The sequence below is a fragment of the Psychrobacter cryohalolentis K5 genome (genome assembly GCF_000013905.1).
GTDB classification, from domain to species: Bacteria; Pseudomonadota; Gammaproteobacteria; order Pseudomonadales; family Moraxellaceae; genus Psychrobacter; species Psychrobacter cryohalolentis.
Genome location: NC_007969.1, coordinates 887,805 through 907,785 on the forward strand (window position 1 = coordinate 887,805; position 19,981 = coordinate 907,785).

A 19,981-nucleotide genomic window follows, 5' to 3' on the forward strand; every position below is an offset into this window, starting at 1 on the left:
TAGATGGCTTGGATACGAATATGTAAGGGAGGTGCAGCGCTGTTTTTTAAAACTGAGCATTACCTATTTATCAGACTTTAGCCAAATGCAGACAGTATAACGATAATCATAAAAAAGGTCAGAATAAATCGGTAATAAAAGTGCAGAATTATCGCAAGAGGATTGGACGTAACTCATTTGGAGTTAGCATATAAATATAATAAACTCAGAAAATTGAGTAACCAAACTTTCCAAGTTTATTAAAGGGTGATTATGCAGACGGCAGGATAATACTAGGTTTCTTGTGATAGCGACTATAGACTCAGCAACAATCACTGTCATATGTTTATACTATCATTTAAATAACAAAGAAATATTTGAATATCCTATCCATATATTTCTTCTAACCTTAGGCAAGAAACCAAGCGTCCTTCCCATTCACGTAGCTCAGGCTCAATTTCGCTACATATTGGTTTGGCATAGGGGCAGCGTTTATGAAGTGCGCAGCCACTTGGCGGATTAAGCGGACTAGGTAATTCGCCTTGTAGAGTCAGCTCTTTTTTATGACCCGTCACTGAAGGCGCTGCTGAGAGTAAAGCGATGGTATAAGGGTGTTTAGGATCATTATAAATAGCATCTTTAGCACCGTGCTCAACGGCCTTGCCTAAATACATGACCATCACGTCATCTGCTACGTGGCGTACGACAGAAAGGTTATGCGAGATAAAGACATAGGCAGTATGATATTCATCTTGTAAATCCATAAATAGATTCAGTACTTGCGCCTGAATAGAGACGTCAAGTGCTGACGTTGGCTCATCAGCGACGACAATTTTAGGGTTGAGCATCATGGCACGGGCAAGAGCAATACGTTGGCGCTGACCGCCAGAAAACATATGCGGATAGCGACCGGTATGCTCAGGACGCAAACCAACGTGCTTCATCATTGCATGGACTTTGGTGCGTTTTTCTTCTTTGCTCAGCGTGGTATGAATGTCTAACGGTTCTGTGAGCTGAAAACCGATAGTATGACGTGGATTAAGACTGCCATAAGGGTTTTGGAATACCATCTGAATCTCAGTACGCAAGTTTTTAAGCGCACTTCTACTATAACTCGTAGTTGCCTCATCGTTAATAAATAACTCGCCACTGGTAGGTTCTTCTATCAAGGTAAGCTGGCGCGCCAAAGTAGATTTGCCACATCCTGACTCACCAACGACTGCGAGAGTTTTCCCTGCTTCTAGCTCAAATGAGATGCCATTTAATGCCTTAACAAACGCTTTGCCTTTTCCTAAGCCTAGAGACACTTGATAGTGCTTATGTAAGTTATCTGCCTTTAAGACGATTTTATTACTCATATTTCAGACTCCATCGTAGCGGTTTGAGTAGTCCGAGTAGGATGTTCGGGAAGGGTGGCGTGAATACAGCGGACTTCGCCATTTGGGGTTGTTAAGATAGGTGGTGGCACCTCACAAGCCGGCTCTTTATAGGGACAGCGAGGAGAGAGCAGACAGCCTGTAGGCCTGTCATATTGGCTTGGCACCACACCTGGTAAGCTATTTAATCTATCTTGTCCAACAGCCAGTTCAGGAATCGCTTGCAGTAGGGCTTCGGTATAAGGGTGCGCAGGTTTTTGGAATATCTCTGGCACTGTACTGGTCTCGACCACTTGACCGGCATACATGACAGCGACATCACGAGCGTTTTGTGCGACTAAGCCCAAGTCATGAGTGATGAGCACCATTGCCATTTGCTTTTCACGTTGCAGGCGACTGAGTAAATCCATGATTTGAGCCTGAACGGTAACGTCGAGAGCGGTCGTCGGCTCATCAGCGATAAGCAGTTTTGGCTCGCAAGCCAGTGCCATCGCAATCATGACCCGTTGACTCATACCACCTGAAAGTTGGTGCGGATAGACACGTAGGCGATTCTTAGCATCTGGCATCTCAACCAGCTCTAATAACTCTAACAGACGCTGCCGTACTGCTGCGCCGCGCAAGCCAAGATGGGTAGTTAATACTTCTCCCATTTGCATCTCGACCGTAAAGCTTGGATTCAGGCATGACATGGCGTTTTGAAATATCATCGAGATATCTTTGCCGATAATCTTGCGCTTTTGTTTTGCTGGCATGGTGAGGAGATTCTTGTCATCAAAGTTAAGACGATCAGCAACGACAGTGGCAGAAGAGGGTAATAAACCCATCAGTGCCATCATAGTGACCGATTTACCAGAGCCTGATTCACCGACAACCGCGACGACTTCTCCTTGTTTTATTTTTAAAGAGACATCATCGACCGCACGGAATGCTCGTGCTCCTTCTCCAAAAGTCACCGATAGATGCTCAATATCGAGGAGTAATGGGTTGTCTGTGGCAAGGTTATTTGCTATTGGGCTATTTACTTGAGAGTCGTTCATTAAGATACCTGCTTCAATTTTGGATCTAAGGCATCACGCAGACCGTCACCCGTTAGATTGATGGACAATGCGGCTAAGAAAATCGCCACACCGGGCCAAATCGCTAACCACACATTGCTCTGGATATATTGGCGAGCAGTACCTAGCATCGCACCCCACTCAGCATCAGGGGGTTGAACACCGAAACCTAAGAAACCAATCGCGCCGGCTTCCAAAATAGCAGTAGAGAAAATCATGGTCGCTTGGACGATTAATGGCGCCATACAATTGGGTAATATCGTGATAAATAATAATCTTAAGACGCCTGCACCCATGACCTGTGAAGCAATAAAATACTCACGTTGCAGCTCAACCATTGCTGTTGCGCGGGTCAACCTAATAAAAGGCGGCGTACATACCAAGGCAATAGTAATGATGGTGTTGGTCATCGAAGGCCCTAAGATAGCGGCAATGATAATGGCGAGCAGCAAGCTTGGATAAGACATCAAGATATCATTCACTAGCATGACCGCTTTGCCCCAAACCTTGGGCCAAAAGGCAGCGCTTAGTCCTAACGATACGCCCACAATCATCGCTATCGAAGTGGCGCTGATACCGATGAATAATGAATAACGTGCGCCGTGCATGACGCGCGAGAGCGTATCACGACCGGCATCATCGGTGCCCAAAAAGAACATCGAATCACCGCCATTAAAGAAGGAGGGCGGCAATTGCTCTTTACCGGTGAATAATTCATAAGGGTCATAAGGGGCAATGGTAGGGGCCAAGATTGCGACGATGACCATCAGCATCAAGACTATAAAACCCAGTACCGCGCCTTTATTTCGGCAAAAGGTGTATAAAAACAGCTGCCAAGAAGTCGGCGGCTTAGGCGCAACCGGAGCAATGTCAGAAGGAACTACAGAAGGCTTCATTGGATATTCCTTTAGTGAATCAGACCTTGTTTTACTCCACTGGCTTGCTTACTTTATTAGGATAAGTCGCTTATGGTTTCAGCTAACTTAGCATGCGCTTATCTTCTGTAAGCTGAGTAATGCAAACTTAGGGATACAAGATCTTTATGAGCACTATGGGTAATTATTAAAAACTATAAATAGCAATTGTCGATACATTAATAATGCATCAAATGGGCTTCACCCTAACAATAGACTATGAAGAATGGCGAATTCTAGGATTAATAAATCCATATAAAATATCGATCATTAAGCTCACCAGAATCAGAGCAGTAGCGACCAATAAAATACCATTTTGTACAATGGGATAATCACGTGTAAAGAAACCATCTAATAACCAGTTGCCGACACCGGGCCAACTAAAAATAGTCTCAGTGATAATGGCACCAGCCAGCAATGTTGCCATCTGTAATCCCACTACAGTAACCACGGTAATGAGCGCATTACGCATCACGTGAATTAAAATCACACGTTTTGGTGATAGACCTTTGGCTCTTGCAGTACGCACATAATCTTCATCTAACACTTCAAGCATCGCCGAACGTGTCATACGAGCAATCATAGCTAGAGGAATAGTAGATAGGGCAACCGAGGGCAAGATGAAATGTTTTACAACGTTCCAAAAGGCGCCGGGCTCACCAGAGCTTAAAGAACCTAGTAGCCAAGACCCGTATAAAGGTTTGACGTCTAGGAACTGCGCGACAGAGATAACGCCAGAGACCGGTAGTAGACCTAGATAGTGGGCGAAAATACCCGTTAGGATAGGACCAAGTAAATAGATCGGCATAGAGTAGCCGGCAAGTGCGCCAGACATTAATGTATAGTCCAGCCAAGTACCACGGCGTAAGGCAGCTAGGATACCCAGACTAATACCAACGATACTCGCTATCGTAATCGCGCAAAGTGCAAGCTCTAATGTCGGCACAAAATGCGCAAAAAAGTCCTGCAATATCGGTGTGCGGGTACGAAAGGATTCACCAAAGTTACCTTGCAGTATCCCAGTGAGATAATCCCAGTATTGTACGGGTAACGGTTTATCTAGACCAAGGCGGGCTAAAGCCTGCGCATGTAGCTCAGGATCAACCATGCGCTCTCCCATCATAATCTCAACCGCATCGCCAGGTACGAGGCGAATAAGAATAAAAGTCGATAGGGTTAAGCCGATATAGACAGGAACTAAGATTAAAATCCGGCGTAGAATATAAAGTAGCATAGCTCGGCTCGATTTTATAAAAGTGGCTTTTACCAGATATAGCTCAGGCTCAGACAAAGAGGGCTGGAACAGAATCTCTGAACCAGCCGCAAACGTATATAAAGCAATGACTATAAAGTAAAAGGCGTCACTAGGGTTTGTTAGGTACTGGTATTGAATCTAATACCAGTACCGAATGTAGCACTGGTATTAGCTAATGCTATTTAATAGCTTTATTCAATATCAACGCCATCAAAGCGAATGGAGCCGAGTGGGCTAATTTTGTAGTCTTTCACATTAGGGGTGGTCAATACCGTCACAACTGAGTTGGCAACTGTGGTCCAAGGCAATTGGTCTTTAAAGATAACCTGAGCCTGCTTGTAATTAGCAATACGCTCATCTTGGTTGGTATTTGCACGCGCATCCATGACCAGCTTATCAAACTCTGCATTACACCAGCGCGAGTAGTTGTTACCATTGACGGCATCACAAGATAGTAAAACACCTAACCAGTTATCAGGATCGCCATTATCGCCTGTCCAACCGGCTAGGATCGCTTCAGGTTCACCTTTGCCAGCACGCTTTAGATACTCGCCCCACTCATAAGTCACGAGCTTGGCTTTGACCCCAATTTTAGCCCAATCAGATTGAATCATTTCTGCCATGAGCTTAGCATTGGGATTATAAGGACGCTGAACGGGCATATACCATAAGTCGATTTCTAAATCTTTAGCACCCGCTTCAGCCAGTAGGGCTTTGGCTTTTTCGATATCGTAAGGCGCATCTTTGATCTCATCGTTATAGCCCCACTGCGTTGGTGGCATTGGGTTGCTTGCTTTGATACCAGAACCTTGATATACCGCATTGATGATGGCGTCTTTATTGATTGCCATATCGAGAGCGCGGCGAACATTGACATCTTTTAGATCGGGTTTTTCAGTATTATAGCCTAAATAACCGACGTTAAAGCCTGCATCATCTAGTACGTTTGCTTTGCCAGATTTTTTGGCAGAGTCCACTTCAGATGGATTAGCGTAAGCCGAGACATTACATTCGCCTGCTTGTACTTTTTGGGCACGAACCGCTGAGTCTTTGGTGATGACAAAGACGAGGTTATCGATATGAATGTTGTCTTTGTTCCAGTAGTCAGGATTTTTGGTATAACGAATCTGCGCATCTTTTTGATACGAAGTAAAGACGAAAGGTCCGGTACCGACTGGTTTGGTATTTAGATCAGCTGCATTGCCAGCGTCTTGTAACTGCTTGGCATACTCTGCAGAATGCACATAGGCGAACGGCATTGCTAGGTTTTGTAAGAATGGCGCGTTGGTCTCAGTCAGAGTGATTTTGACCGTATAATCATCGACTTTTTCTACTTTGTCGATAATATCAGGTAAGCCCATGCCTACTGAATATGGGAATTCAGCTGGATAGTCTTTATTAAAAGCAAAGCCTGTATCGGTAAGACGTTCGATGGTAAAGATAATGTCATCAGCATTGAAGTCACGAGTTGGGGTGAAATAATCGGTCTTGCCGAATTTGACGCCTTTACGTAGATTGAGCGTATAAGTCTTACCGTCTTCGCTGATTTCCCAGCTTTCGGCTAAGCCTGGCTCGATTTCGGTTTCGCCACGTTTAAACTGTACGATACCATTAAAAATAGGATAAGCACTGGCATCAAAGTCAGTACCTGCCGTATATTGCGCAGGGTCAAAGCCGGCAGGGCTACCTTCTGAACAGTAAATTAAGGTCTTAGCGGCTTTGGCATCACTACCGGCATCTGCCGTTTTATCCGCAGTTTTATTGTCGCCGCTACAGGCGCTGACGCCTAGCGTTAAGGCTGCTAATAAGGTGAGCTTGAAAAATGGAGTTTGCACTGTGATTACATCCTGTATAAATCGTTAGATAATTATCGATTGATAGCACGACAACGACGTTAGACGCCGTTGATATCGAACTCTAATCGATAAACCTTTAATTCCTTTTAAAGTATTTATCAATTCAAATTATTTCAGGCAATGACAAATTATCAGAATTTGAGACACCTCAGAATGGTGTGTCTCAAGTGTTTGGTCTTCTAATAGTTGATATGTTGACACTGAATAAGCAAATGAATAGACCGAATATATAGGTAAATATGAGGTTGTGCAAGGTATCTACAGCGCAAATATGAATTTTTTTATGCTATGGACATCTTTTTTGTTATTAATGAGGTATTTAACCTCCGTAAAATCACAGGCATATATAAGTAAACTTTGTTTTAGAAAGATATAATAAATATTCTAAAGATGTTCATATTACGGCTATGACAATCCATTATCAGTAGCTCGTAATATGCATGTTAAATGCACGTCTATTTAGGACTCACCATCAACACATTATCCAAACCTTTCCACATGGTATCCACACTATCAGCCGACGTTTCCACACACAATACAATCAAATCCCACTCATTTGGCTCAACGTTATAAGCAAAGTTGGTCATACCAAGGCCATAATTATCATGAAAGCTTAACATCGTGCCAATACCTCTACCAAGTGCAATCGGTGAGCGTGTCAATGCGCTAAAATTCACCGTATTATTGCTGTTATCTAAATTCGTATACTGCTCAAGCCATTCCGCCAATAAGAAGGGCAACCAGACAAATTCATTACTGCCCAGTACCAATATTTTTTGTGGCAATTGAGCGTTATTAAATGCGTTTTGGCCATCAAAACTTGCAAATGCAGTTTGGAAACTTGCTAGATAATCAGCAAAGCCATTCGTGCTATCTAGCGTTGGAAAGCGCCCCCAATTACCGGTATTGCCCAAAGGTTGACTACCAGCTTCGGTCGTATCAACCGATGGCATAATGATAGGCTCAGGGTTGGGCGCATCAGTCCATTTCCAAGCGCCAGATAGTAAATGATGGCGGTGAAAATCAATGTTTGGGAGACGGGTGGCAATCGTATCATTGGCGTTAGCATCAGACTCACTTTGATTCTGATTTAGAGACCAATCAACCAAGGTTGTGAGATGCACTTGCTCTAGTTGGGTCAACCCAGCTTCACGTAATGCTGTGACGACATTAACGCAAGTATTACCCGTTGATGCTTCATCATCGACCATAATTAGCGTTTTACTGGCAAGTAGTTGCGCTTGCGTCATTTTATCGGCACTTTGATAAATCAGATGCTGACTGGCATGACTGTGGTCTTCGCTAAAAGTGGTCAATAAAGAATCGCTACTGTTGTCATCATGCTGGGCATGACGAGTAGAATTCAGCAGTAACGCTTGTGGATAGCGCGTTTGTAGCGCTTGGTGCACACCGGCAGATAAGCCAACCGCCGTCTCTGCCATACCTATGACCAAAATCGGCTCAGGCAAATCATCAGGTACTAAGTTTGCCAAATCAGTAAAGGCGTCACGCATGATGCTTGGTGCCACCGGAATATGACGACCTAACACTTTTGAGACAAACAAAAACGCCCGTTTTGGGTTGATACGTTGAGCAAAATCAAGCAAATCTTCTAGCTGATAATGGCTACTTTCTTTAAGGTCGTTATTACCACTAGCAGCGTTGGTCTGATAGGTCAGATCAAGCGTACCGCGAGGTAAGGTGATGGTCGTGTTGTGTTGCTTATTTGGCATTCATATTCCTTCCGGATTTTTATAGATTTAAAATTATTTCCTAACTCTTATAATTCATTAGAATAAACTTAATACGGCAGTTGTAAGTGTTATGCTGCTGTTGTATTTTTTGAGTCAGGTAGTTGATATGAGTGATTAATATATAATAATGCTAAAGACTGAAATAATCTTATATTAACCATTGTATTGCATAGGTATAGAAAACAAGCTTAGAATAATATTTAAGCCAAAATTAAACGCTGGTGCAAGTACAAGACTTAGATAGGTATGACCAAAATAGTAAGTAAGAGCCAACAAGATAGGTATTGCAATAATATCTATCGCAATCTCATATTTAGGAAAAACACTTTGCTGAATGTTCTCTGACATGATTACTATCGCGGCAAACACTAGCAATAAAGGCAAGATTATTATTGCTATACCTATAAACAATGCTAAACCACCAAACATCATGAAAAAACCAAATATGATTGATAGTCCATTCATAATGGATGAACTTGTTTCAATACTATGGGAAAGATTTCTCGCGATGTCAAAATAAGCATTAGGGAGAGCTTTTAACTCATATACTAAAAAATCATAAATAGAATTAATAATCATATTTAAAAATCTTATAAAATATTTCGATAGATGAAAAGCTTAAACTTCTGAAGCATCTTCTTCAATCTTTACACTCACCATAATAGAACGTACTTGGCACGGTGTAATTTGCTGTGCGATATCTGCCAGTTTCGGCTTCTTACTTAAACCGAGCCAATAAGCAAAACCAACTTGAGTTAGATCTACGCCGCTATGAGTGGTGTAATCAATACCACCAGAGGGGCGACTATTAATCTCAAGCACACGATGCTGACCATTATCATCCGCTTTAGTCTGGACACTAACAATACCATCACAGCCGAACGTTTTTATCAGTGGAATGACCACATCCATGACCGATTGCTCATAACCAATATGTTGAATTTTCCCCGTTTTATAACGGGTAATAGCAGCCAACACTTCGCCGTATTCACAGACGACATCGATAGAGTATTCTTGTCCTGATAAATAAGGCATTAATAGCATCGGAATAGGGCGCTCATGCACCATAAGACTGTTGGTATAAGCATTGATAAATTGCGCGGTATTGATTTTCTTCTCTTCGGTAAAGTATAGATGCTCAAAACTGTCGTATGGCTCACCTTCTTCTTTACCTGTCTCTTTAACTTTACCTAAGCGCCAAAATCCTTGGGCAAAAATCCCCGTCACTGGTTTGACACATAAAGGCTGATGACCATGGGTGGCAAGTAACGCCTCAAGCTCTGCGACAGTATCAAAGCGCCATGCATCTGCGACAGGGATATCATGCTCATGGCACTGCTGCATAAAGGCAAACTTATCATCGATGGATTCCAGTGCTGAAACGCTGGTCGCACCTGTCAATAAACGGATACCTGCTGCTGCAAATTTTTCGCGATGAGCTTCGTAATCAATGCCATTGCGTCCAGTAAGCAACACTTTCACGTTGTTTTTCTGAGCTTGTTCTAACACAAATTGCCAACGTGGCATCAATGGCTCAACAGATTCGAGCACTGCTTGTTCATCGCTATCTGCGGTGCTAATAGAAGGCTCGCGGTAAATGATGTCGGCAAATTCAAAAATCTCAGGTCTATTATGACGATGTGAGGCAACGATATGAAAGGGCATGCTAGAGTGAGCTTTTAGGGTTTGCAGGCTAGCTAACATATCACGCTGGCTTGACTGACCTTCAGCCAACCAAGCAGCGCTTAACTTTGTATGATGACTATTGTTAACAGGGTTATCCATAATTCTCTTTGCACTCTCTTAAATAATAGGGTTGTGGATCACTCGATATCGTCATCATAAAGTGATTAGCAATTTAATATATGATCGAATAATTTCAGACATGGCATTTATACATAACGGGCTCTATTATATACAAATGCTAGATGTTATAAATGTTTCCAATTAAATAGCATCAAGGATTTTTACTTTTTTTATGATGTTTTATAAGATGCTGGTTCTGATTAAGGTTGTAATGCCATCCATGCTACTATATGGCGATAGTTAACCTCACTCATATAAGTAAATAATAAATAACGTAAAGGATAAATGATGAGTCAACCTCAAGCTTTAATTGCAGGTGCTAACGCACCGCTGCCAACGGATAATATTAGCATTCGTATTTTAAGCCAAAATGCCATCGACTGTGCGGCTTATCGCCTGACGACTGAAGGTAAAGTACGCGGCGATGGCGATATGATATTTTATGGGCAGACGCGTAGCGATGATGGTAGCGTGAGCTTTCGCGGTCATGACAGTGATGGATTTTTTGATATCAATCTACCTGCACAGCCAGCAACTATTGAAAAGATTGCGTTAGCATTTTCTAGTGCGCAGACGTTGGCTCAAGTCGGTGATGTGGATATTCAAGTACTACAAGGCAGTCAAGTGTTGATAACTTGCCAATTAAGTGCTGTTGGACGTAATGAAAAAGCTATCATCTTAGCTGAATGTTATCGTCGGCAGGGCAATTGGAAGTTCCGATTTATCGCTCAAGGTTTTGAAGGTGGCTTAAAACCTTTATCTGAGCATTTCGGTGTAGAGATTGCCGATGAAGCACCAGCTCAAAGCCCTATACAAAATCAGTCACAAGGGCAAGCTCAGCCTATTAATACGCAGCGACCAATCAATACGCAAAAAGCTAGTAGTGCGCCTCAGACAACTACGCCACCGCCGATTCCTGCTGGCTCTACCAATCCTTCAATCAACCTAAGTAAAATTACTTTAACCAAAAATCAATCTAGTATCAATCTCAAGAAACGTGATGATTTTGGCAAAATATCGGTCAACCTAGACTGGAACCAACGTCCAGATGTCAGCAAGCAAGCACCCAAAAAAGGGCTGCTTGGCGATTTATTTAAGCAGCATAAAGCTGGTGGAATTGATCTCGATGTTGGTGCGATGATTCATCTGAAAAATGGTGAAAAAACGCTTATTCAAGCGTTGGGAAGTCGTTTTGGTAGCCTACAGTCAGCGCCATACGTTCTATTGCGTGCCGATGATAGAACAGGACAGGTAAGCGGCGGTGAATGGCTAGATATCAATGGGCAACAGTGGTCACAGATTGAAGAAGTATTTATCTTTGCTTTCATTTACGAAGGCGCACCAAATTGGGCGCAAACTGATGGGGTAGTGACTATTCATGTACCCGACCAGCCACCGATTGAAACGCGTTTGACAGAAGGTACAGGTAACTTACCGATGTGCGCTATTGCGCGTCTGGTCAATCAGCAAGGCAGTATCAACGTTGAACGTATCAACCAATACTTTAAAGGACATCAAGAGATGGACAAAGCCTTTAATTGGGGCTTTAGCTGGAAACGTGGCAGTAAGTAGTCGTATGAGCTGACCTTGTCTTATTGCTGAAGTCTTAAACTAGTGATGGTTTGAAAAACCGTTACTAGTTTAGTTATTGGCGCCAAGACAAAGCTGATATTCACCATCAAAATGAGATATTTCAATGTGGGAAATATTATCGCAGATGCTATCAAGAATGAGTATCATCATTACGATTGCTTATTTAATCACTAGACTGCCTATATTTAGAAAAATGATTTCCCAGCGAGTCGGAATAGGTGGTTTATTTGTTTTGATAATAATATTTGGTATGTTTGGAGTCATTGGTAATTATACGGCGCTTGTTGTAGAGCCGGGTAACCAAAAAGTCATATCCAATATATGGAATCCTACACTTCAATCAAACAATGCAGTAGCGGATACAAGAAATATCGGTATCATCATCGGTGGCTTTTTTGGTGGTCCAATAGTTGGCATAGGTGCTTCAGTTATTGCCGGTGCCCATCGTTTGCTGATGGGTGGTTTTATCAGTGGAGCCACTTTCTGGGTATCTATCTTAGGTGGCTGCTTTGCAGGATGGTTTGGATATAAATGGCGCGGAATGGGTCTAATTAAGCCAAGATATATGTTTCTTACCAGCATTATCATTTTAACGATTCAAATTTTAGCTATTCCAGTCTTAACTACCGATCATACTACGGCACTCAAATTAATTGCTTTTACAGGCCCACCCATTATCATCATCAACAGTGTTGGTATATGGATTTGTGCGATGATTTTTTATAATGTAGTAGTAGAAGAGGATAGAACAAGAGCAAGTCAAACGGTCAAAACATTTTCAATTGCTGATCAAACCTTCTCGTTATTCCGATCGGGTCTCAATGAAAACTCAGCTAAAAAAAGTACAAAAATTATTAAAAAATTAACTGCTGTAGAGCATGTAGCGATTACTAGAGGTATTCGTGAATTAGCTTATACTGGAACATTGAATAATCAAAAGAGAAATGAAGAAGAAGACCTTGCATCACGTAAGCTGGCTTTATCAACGGGAAAATCAGTATTAAATGAGCCAAAGTCAAAATGGCTGTTTTCAAAGAAATCAAATAGTAGAGCTTCTGTAGTAGTGCCATTTTGTGTTCAGAATAAAACGATTGGAACCATTACTTTTTATTATGCAAGCTCATTACATATTACTGTCGTTGAAAAAGAACTGATTGAAGGTTTAGGCAAGCTTTTCTCAAATCAATTAGAGCTTGGTGAGATTGAACGTCATAATCAACTATTACAAAACGCAAAAATTGAGGCGTTACAATCGCAAATTCAACCCCATTTTTTATTTAATGCATTAAATACCATTGTAGCTTTATGTAGAATCGATCCAATGCTAGCGCGAGATTTATTGCTACACTTATCTACTTATTTGCGAAATAACTTGTCAGGCATTGCTGATTTTTTGGTACCGGTATACAAGGAAATGGAGAATGTACAAGCTTATTTGGCCATTGAACAAGCTCGTTTTCCAGATAAGTTTGTAGTCAATATAGAAGTAGCTCCTGATTTGATTGAGTGTCTTATTCCTCCATTTATCATTCAGCCTTTGGTCGAGAACGCAATAAAGCACGGTGGATTTAAAAAGATAGAAGCTAAAGGTGCAGTTCATATCGAGATTAAAAAAATATCAGAACTCTTAATTTTGATTAAAGTTTCTGATAATGGGATTGGCGTTGAGCTAAATCGAATAGTAGATCTAGGGGAACGTGTTGTAAAATCCTCTAAAGATGGAAGTGGCACCGCGTTATTCAATATAAAAGAGCGACTTACGGCACTGTACAGCCAAGATGTACGCTTTAATATAGACAGTGATGTTGGCAAAGGGACTTGTGTGTCGATTATATTGCCGGTTAAAACTTAGGGAAGGGTTTGGATGAATGTTTATGTTGTTGAAGACGAAGTGTTAGCTAGACAAGAGTTGATTTATCTTTTGAAAGACACAGGAAAAATTAACGTAGTTGGTGAAGCAGATGACATACATCAAGCTTTATGGGATATTAATGAAAAGCAGCCAGACGCAGTGTTCTTAGATATAGAGCTTGAAGGTGGCAATGGTCTTGAGCTGGCCAAGCAGTTTAGTAATATGAAGAAACCGCCTATGGTTGTGTTCGTCACTGCTTATGATGAATATGCGTTGAACGCTTTTAAATTAGATGCGATAGATTACATAGTCAAACCAATTGATAGAGGCAGGCTGATAAAAGCAGTAGAGAAATTAATAAAATTGGGTAGCGTGCCGAATTCAGAAAATCTCGTTAAACCTCTGCCTTTACCTTCAACCCATAATGACAAAAAGCATAGTATTACTGTAAAGCAAGCAGATCGAATCATAATTATTAATACTAAAGATATTTTATATATCGGTACTGAGAATCGGCAAGCTTATATTCAAACATTAGAGAAAAAATACCCAACAGATACTTTGCTTTATAAGATGATGGATAAGCTCGGAGATAATTTTATTCAAGTACATAGAGGTTATATTGTAAATACCAAACAGATAGCGGCCTTAGAACCTTGGTTCAATCGAACCTATTTGATTATATTAAAAGATGGTTCTAAAATTGCAGTAAGTCGCTCTTATGTCAAAGCAGTCAAACAAGTGCTTGGATTGTAATCCTTAAATATAAATAAGAGGGGTAGATATCATAAACATCTACCCCTCTTATTTGTAAATAATACTATTTGATTATCAGTTACGACCACCCAATCAGTTGCGCAACGATTAGCGAGCCAATGGCAATCATAGCCCAAACTGCAAAAATAGGTAAGAAAAAGCGTAACCATTTTTGATAGGGTACCCCAGCAATAACTAGTGCTGCCATAAAATAACCACTGGTAGGGAAAAGAACATGGGTAAAGCCATCGCCAAGTTGATAGGCTAGAACGGCGGTTTGTCTGGTTACTCCAACGAGATCAGCGAGTGGTGCCATGATAGGCATCGTAACAAGAGCCTGTCCACTACCAGAAGAGATCACGAAGTTGATTGCTGTTTGAACAAAGTACATGCCAACAGCTGCCAATTCAGGAGGTAGGTCTCCAACTAGTAGCCCTAAAGAGTGTACAAGTGTGTCCATGACGTTGCCATCTTCTAAGACTACAGCAACTGCACGAGCTAAACCGACGATAAACGCTCCCATCAATACATCTTTAAAGCCTTGGTTAAACCCATCGCATATCTCAGTAAGCTTAAGACCCGCTATCATTCCAACTACAATGCCCATGATGACAAATAGTCCGGACATCTCTACCATGAACCAGCCTTGCTTAAGTACTCCGTATACTAGTACTGCAGATAGAATAAGCATTGCATAGGCAGCTAGCTTTTGACGAGGTGACATAGTAAGAGCAGTACCGCCGACAATTTGATTAAACTCTATTCTCTTTTCACTGTCCTCTTCATAGACATAACTTTTGGATGGATTGTTCTTAACTTTCTTTGCATATCTTATAACAAAGAAAATAACGGTAGTAACTGCTAGAACAAATACGATTGAACGTAAGCCCATTCCTGAGAATACTGGTAGTCCGGATAATTTTTGTCCCAGCCCCGTATTAATTGGATTAAGTACACCAGCACTAAAACCAGCCCCGGTCCCACATAAGGCAATGGCAGCAGCCGTTATCGAGTCATATCCTAAGGCAATGATTAAGGGCATAATGACTGGGATGTAAACTAATGATAATTCCGGTGTACCAATTAGTGTGGCAATAAAAGCAAAGGTTGTTGTCAATACTGCTATTAATAGTAAGCCGTTATTTGCAAATTTTCGTGCTAATTTATCAACAGCTACTTCGATAATTCCTGTTCTTCTGAGTACCATGAACATACCACCGATAATGAATGTGAAGAACACAACTTCACCTGCATCGATAAGACCTCTAGGCACAGCAGTTAAAAAATCGGTGACGCCAACTGGAGTTTGTTCTATGAGATGGTAGGACGTGGCATCAATGGTGGTTCTACCTTCTGGCCCAAGGACACGATCATATTTACCGGAAGGTACAAAGTGTGTAAGGATAGCTGCAATGGCACTAAACACAAATAAGATGACATAAATATGCGGCATCTCGAATTTTTTTTTCTGCCTGCTTACTAACTCTACATTATCAATTTCATTGTCTGACATTTTATTAACTCCAAATAATCCGTTTTAGAGAATATGACTTACCTGTCTGTTGTAAACAAAATAGTATTATAGAAAGTGCTCATCTTGGTGCTAATCCTGCAAAATGCACATATACGCGACGAATTGCACATTATGGGTAACGAGTTGTCCATAATGTGCAATATCACAGAGGAGTCGAAAGATGGATGACGTTTTTATTTGGAAGCGTGATCGCAAATAGTAGATCTCAAAATTAACATTTATTATATTTAAGACAAAAAGCCCAGCTATTTTAAATAGCTGGGCTTTCTCTATCAGTTTTCTGCGATAGTTATTTAAGCATGCGGGGTGATAGCAGGCATTAAGTCATGGAAAGTGCGACCAGTCGCCGTTTCACCGATGGCATGCATCTTCCACTCATTATTATGACGATAAACTTTTGCCATAATCATCGCCGTATGCGTACCTTGTGAGGACAGATTATAGCGTGCTACTTCAGTATTGTTATTGGCATTGACGATACGGCAAAACGCATTTTCTACTGTCTCAAACGTCTGACCAGTAAAGCTGTTGACGGTAAATACCAAGGATACTACGTTAGCTGGAACTTTTGATAAATCAACATTGATTACTTCATCATCACCATCGCCGTCACCAGTGCGGTTATCACCAGTATGCACGATACTGCCGTCTTTAGATTTTAATTGGCTAAACCAAATGGCATCAACTGGCTGTTTGTTGCTATCGAACATAATGCATGATGCATCTAAATCGATAGAATCGCCGCCACTACCACCACCGAATAATTTACCTAAGAATCCACCTTTTTTATCTTGTGGACCTTGGGCAACGTCCCAGCCTAAACCCAATTTTACTTGAGTAAGCTCGCCACCCGCTTCTTTGCTTAGGGAGATTTTTTGACCCTTTTGTAAACTAACTGCCATGTGATAATCCTTATAATAGTTGTATGAGAAATTGCTATAAAATATTGCCAAGTAATCCGCTATTGCCGCCACGACCACCTGAACTGGTGCCCAAGATGCTTTGTAGCCACCCTTGATAGCTGTCACGATTGCGTGAGCAGATAATAACTTTGCCTGAGCCTGAAAAGTTGAGTACCATTCCTTCGCCACTGGTGACTGAATTGATAATATTGCTCATGATGCCTTTTTTCTTACTGGTCGATACAGAGAGCTTATAATCAAGCGTTGAATCCCAGCAGACCACATGACCATTATCGATGATGACGTCTTTATCTGGCGTCACATCAATCTCAAATAATGAACCGAAACCCGATACCACTACCTGACCTTGACCTTGTGTCTGCATGACCATAAATCCGCCAGTATCACCAAAGATTGCGCCACCTAGATTACGTTGAATATTGGCTCTGATATCGACACCGATTTGCGCCGCGACAAAAGCACCATCGCTCAAGGTGTATTGATGTTTGCCGCAATCAATGATTTGCATATCGCCATCGAGCGTTGGTGCCAGCAAACAATCACCTTCACCGTTTACCGCTTCAATTTGCTGCTGAAAAAGTGACTCATCGTTAGCAAAACGGCGCATCAATGACTGCATCAATCCACCTTGCAATTTACCTTTCAGCTCAAGGTTTGATTCCATCATCACCATGGCGTTGGCTTCGCAATAGATTGAGTCACCTTTTTTAAGATTACAATGTAAAAAAGGTTCAATAGTACCAATTAAGCTAAACGTTGCAGCCATAGGTCAAAAGTCCTTATTCTAATATTTTTATAAGTCCATCTGTAGAGGGTATAGCAAATAACTTCTGTTAATATCGTTTAGACATTAAATTCATAGCCACTTAAATTTAAAGCCATCAAATGTCTTAAACAACACACTTGATGGCTTATAGATCTCGTAAGTAGCTCATAAATAAATAGTTACTTACGATAGTTGGCTTGCGACACGATTAAGTCAATGAGACGATTAAACATTGACGCCATAAGAGGCCGCTAATGGTCCAAGACCACCGCTAAAGCCTTGACCAACCGCGCGGAATTTCCAGTCACCGCTATGACGATATAACTCACCAAAAATCATCGCTGTTTCAGTACTACCGTCTTCTGATAGGTCATAACGAGCGATTTCAGCATCGCCATTGTCGTTCAAAACACGGATATAAGCGTCGCCCACTTGACCGAAGTTTTGGTTACGAGCTTGACCTTCATAAATGATGGCACAGATAGCAACTTTGCTCACGTCAGCTGGAATGCTTGCAAGGTTGATTTTGATTTTTTCATCATCGCCATCACCTTCACCAGTACGGTTATCACCTGTATGTTCAACCGCGCCATTGTCTGACTTTAAGTTGTTAAAGAAGATAAAATCTTGATCGTTACGTACTTGACCCGCTTCATTGACCAAAAAGCCAATCGCATCTAAGTCAAATTCTTGACCGTCAGTGGCGCGTGGATCCCAGCCTAGACCGACCGTAATATTGGTTAAACCTGGCGCTTCTTTTGATAAGTTTACGTTGCCGCCTTTTGTTAAGCTAATAGCCATATAAATATCCTTTAGATTAATAATTAAGTGGATTGATTGATAAAAAATGAACTCAAATAGTGCAGTGGTCGATATATAGACGCCGTTAGAAAAAATCTATCTGGACGCCATGCCCTGCATATCATTACGATTTACTATACTAAGCGTTTGCTCACTAAGCAAGGCGTATTTTGTGCGCTGATGTTATGTTTACTAACAGATATAGCAATTGTGCAAATCTGATACTTTCTAACCGTCCCGATAACAATCGTTAAGATATTGTTATCAAAAATGAATTTTTTAGATATTGAAGTTGGTACTAAGGTTGCAATATCGAACCTAGCAATGAAACAAAACCTTATGATATGAATTACTCATAGAGTAAAAAAGGTATAAAAAACAGGTCATACCAATCGCTTGATATAACCTGTCATGACTACGATTTTTTACCAAAGCGCTTTTTCTTAATTTGAACGTAGCGTTTAAACGTAAGCTAAAATCAACACTAAGTAATCGCCTTCGCTTGTTGCTTGCGATGCTTAAGTGAAGCAAGCAATGCCCAACCGATAAAGGCAATACCAATCAAACCCGTAATAATCTCTGGTACATGGAATTTCACTGATAGCAGCATAATAATTGCCAAAGCACCAATGGCATAATGCGCACCATGTTCTAGATAGATGAACTCATCAAGTGTGCCTTTGTCTACCAAGAAGATAGTCATCGAACGCACAAACATCGCACCAATCGCCAGACCTAACATAATTACAATAACGTCATTGGTGATTGCAAATGCGCCAATCACACCATCGAAACTGAATGAAGCATCAAGAACTTCTAAGTATAAGAAACCGATAATACCGCCCTTCATAATCGCGCTGGTCGCTGCGGCGCCTGAACCCTTCTCTTCATTTTCTAAGTCTTCCTCAAGGTCACCCTCGAGCATACCAGAGATAACTTGGACGCCAAGATAGACCAAGATACCCCATACACCCGCAATCAGTACGGCAGAAGCTTGCTCCGCACTAGCCCAAGATACAGCAAACATCAGGACAATTAGAGCGACAAACACGCTCATGGCATCGACTTTGCCAAGCTTTGCTAAGCGGCTCTCAAGCCAGTTAAACCAATGCACTTCTTTATCATCAAAGATAAAGTTTAAGAAGACGAGTAACAAGAAGATACCACCAAAGGCTGATATTTCAGCATGATGCGCCATCAGTCTGGCTGAGTATTCTTTAGGGTCGTTCAATGCCAAATCTATCACTTGCATCATGCCAAGGTCTGCGGTAACCGCAACGATGACAATTGGGAATACCAAGCGCATACCGAATACAGCAATTAAAATACCAACGGTTAAAAATATCTTTTTCCAAAACTCGTCCCAGCCTTTAAGGACTGAGGCGTTGACCACCGCATTATCAAACGATAATGAAATCTCCATGACGGCCAAAATAGCAGTAATAGAAAGGGTGGTGATTAAGCCGCCCATACCGCCATGTGAATATCCCCACCATGCAGCTACCATCAATGCGATAGCTGTGAAGATGAAGTCTAAATAAAAATGTCTCATGACACATCCTGTCTGGTTGCGTAAAGCTAAGGTTGTCTATTATAGACGCAGCATAAAAAAAGTGGCTATCGCTAGCCACTTTTCCATGTGTGATTTTTAATAAAATATAAAGTATTATCAGTCATTTGGCTATTAAAGATTGTGACTATTTTGCAACCATATTTTACAGCCAATAGTGAGGCATAATGGCTTTAGGTTTTGCACCT

The 19,981-nt window shown here is 41.4% G+C and carries 16 protein-coding genes; 3 read left to right on the plus strand and 13 right to left on the minus strand.

Annotation, left to right across the window (positions count from 1 at the left end):
* Positions 1-365: 365 nt before the first annotated feature.
* From PCRYO_RS03925 to PCRYO_RS03960, 8 genes are all read right to left on the minus strand, one after another.
* Positions 366-1,337 carry a peptide ABC transporter ATP-binding protein gene (locus PCRYO_RS03925; RefSeq protein ID WP_011513103.1) on the minus strand — a complete coding sequence of 324 codons (972 nt, stop codon included), beginning with the start codon at positions 1,335-1,337 and terminating at the stop codon, positions 366-368.
* Positions 1,334-2,395, minus strand: coding sequence for an ABC transporter ATP-binding protein (locus PCRYO_RS03930; RefSeq protein WP_011513104.1), 1,062 nt, complete (start codon positions 2,393-2,395; stop codon positions 1,334-1,336). The genes PCRYO_RS03925 and PCRYO_RS03930 overlap by 4 nt, the downstream gene beginning before the upstream one ends.
* Entirely contained in the window at positions 2,395-3,309 is a 915-nt protein-coding gene (locus tag PCRYO_RS03935) for an ABC transporter permease (protein WP_011513105.1), read from the minus strand. The genes PCRYO_RS03930 and PCRYO_RS03935 overlap by 1 nt, the downstream gene beginning before the upstream one ends.
* 235 nt (positions 3,310-3,544) lie before the next feature.
* A complete protein-coding gene (locus PCRYO_RS03940) occupies positions 3,545-4,561 on the minus strand; it encodes an ABC transporter permease (protein WP_011513106.1) in 1,017 nt (338 codons plus the stop codon).
* Between the two features lie 212 nt (positions 4,562-4,773).
* Positions 4,774-6,417: an ABC transporter substrate-binding protein gene (locus tag PCRYO_RS03945; RefSeq protein ID WP_011513107.1), complete on the minus strand. Its 1,644-nt coding sequence runs from the start codon at positions 6,415-6,417 to the stop codon at positions 4,774-4,776.
* Positions 6,418-6,893: 476 nt separating this feature from the next.
* A complete protein-coding gene (locus PCRYO_RS03950) occupies positions 6,894-8,171 on the minus strand; it encodes a phosphoribosyltransferase domain-containing protein (protein WP_011513108.1) in 1,278 nt (425 codons plus the stop codon).
* A 174-nt stretch (positions 8,172-8,345) separates the two neighbouring features.
* Positions 8,346-8,771, minus strand: coding sequence for a hypothetical protein (locus tag PCRYO_RS03955; protein ID WP_011513109.1), 426 nt, complete (start codon positions 8,769-8,771; stop codon positions 8,346-8,348).
* Positions 8,772-8,810: 39 nt separating this feature from the next.
* Positions 8,811-9,977, minus strand: a complete 1,167-nt coding sequence (locus tag PCRYO_RS03960; RefSeq protein WP_011513110.1) for an ATP-grasp domain-containing protein — start codon at positions 9,975-9,977, stop codon at positions 8,811-8,813.
* Between the two features lie 309 nt (positions 9,978-10,286).
* Between PCRYO_RS03960 and PCRYO_RS03965 the strand changes: the two genes are divergently transcribed.
* The 3 genes from PCRYO_RS03965 (at position 10,287) to PCRYO_RS03975 (ending at position 14,199) form a co-directional block, all read left to right on the plus strand.
* Positions 10,287-11,570 carry a TerD family protein gene (locus PCRYO_RS03965; RefSeq protein ID WP_011513111.1) on the plus strand — a complete coding sequence of 428 codons (1,284 nt, stop codon included), beginning with the start codon at positions 10,287-10,289 and terminating at the stop codon, positions 11,568-11,570.
* Between the two features lie 124 nt (positions 11,571-11,694).
* On the plus strand, positions 11,695-13,443 hold the full coding sequence (locus PCRYO_RS03970; protein ID WP_011513112.1) for a LytS/YhcK type 5TM receptor domain-containing protein: 1,749 nt from the start codon (positions 11,695-11,697) through the stop codon (positions 13,441-13,443).
* 12 nt (positions 13,444-13,455) lie between these two features.
* Positions 13,456-14,199 (plus strand): LytR/AlgR family response regulator transcription factor, encoded by a 744-nt coding sequence (locus PCRYO_RS03975; protein ID WP_011513113.1) that lies wholly within the window; start codon positions 13,456-13,458, stop codon positions 14,197-14,199.
* 79 nt (positions 14,200-14,278) lie between these two features.
* Here the strand turns inward: PCRYO_RS03975 and PCRYO_RS03980 are convergent, their stop codons facing one another.
* The 5 genes from PCRYO_RS03980 to PCRYO_RS04000 all read right to left on the minus strand — a co-directional run bounded on the left by PCRYO_RS03980 (position 14,279) and on the right by PCRYO_RS04000 (position 19,775).
* A complete protein-coding gene (locus PCRYO_RS03980) occupies positions 14,279-15,712 on the minus strand; it encodes a YfcC family protein (protein WP_011513114.1) in 1,434 nt (477 codons plus the stop codon).
* Positions 15,713-16,026: 314 nt separating this feature from the next.
* On the minus strand, positions 16,027-16,635 hold the full coding sequence (locus PCRYO_RS03985) for a TerD family protein (protein ID WP_011513115.1): 609 nt from the start codon (positions 16,633-16,635) through the stop codon (positions 16,027-16,029).
* A gap of 34 nt (positions 16,636-16,669) precedes the next feature.
* Entirely contained in the window at positions 16,670-17,422 is a 753-nt protein-coding gene (locus tag PCRYO_RS03990; RefSeq protein ID WP_011513116.1) for a TIGR00266 family protein, read from the minus strand.
* A gap of 225 nt (positions 17,423-17,647) precedes the next feature.
* Positions 17,648-18,223, minus strand: a complete 576-nt coding sequence (locus PCRYO_RS03995; RefSeq protein WP_011280043.1) for a TerD family protein — start codon at positions 18,221-18,223, stop codon at positions 17,648-17,650.
* 484 nt (positions 18,224-18,707) lie between these two features.
* Positions 18,708-19,775 carry a DUF475 domain-containing protein gene (locus tag PCRYO_RS04000; RefSeq protein WP_011513117.1) on the minus strand — a complete coding sequence of 356 codons (1,068 nt, stop codon included), beginning with the start codon at positions 19,773-19,775 and terminating at the stop codon, positions 18,708-18,710.
* Positions 19,776-19,981: the final 206 nt, after the last annotated feature.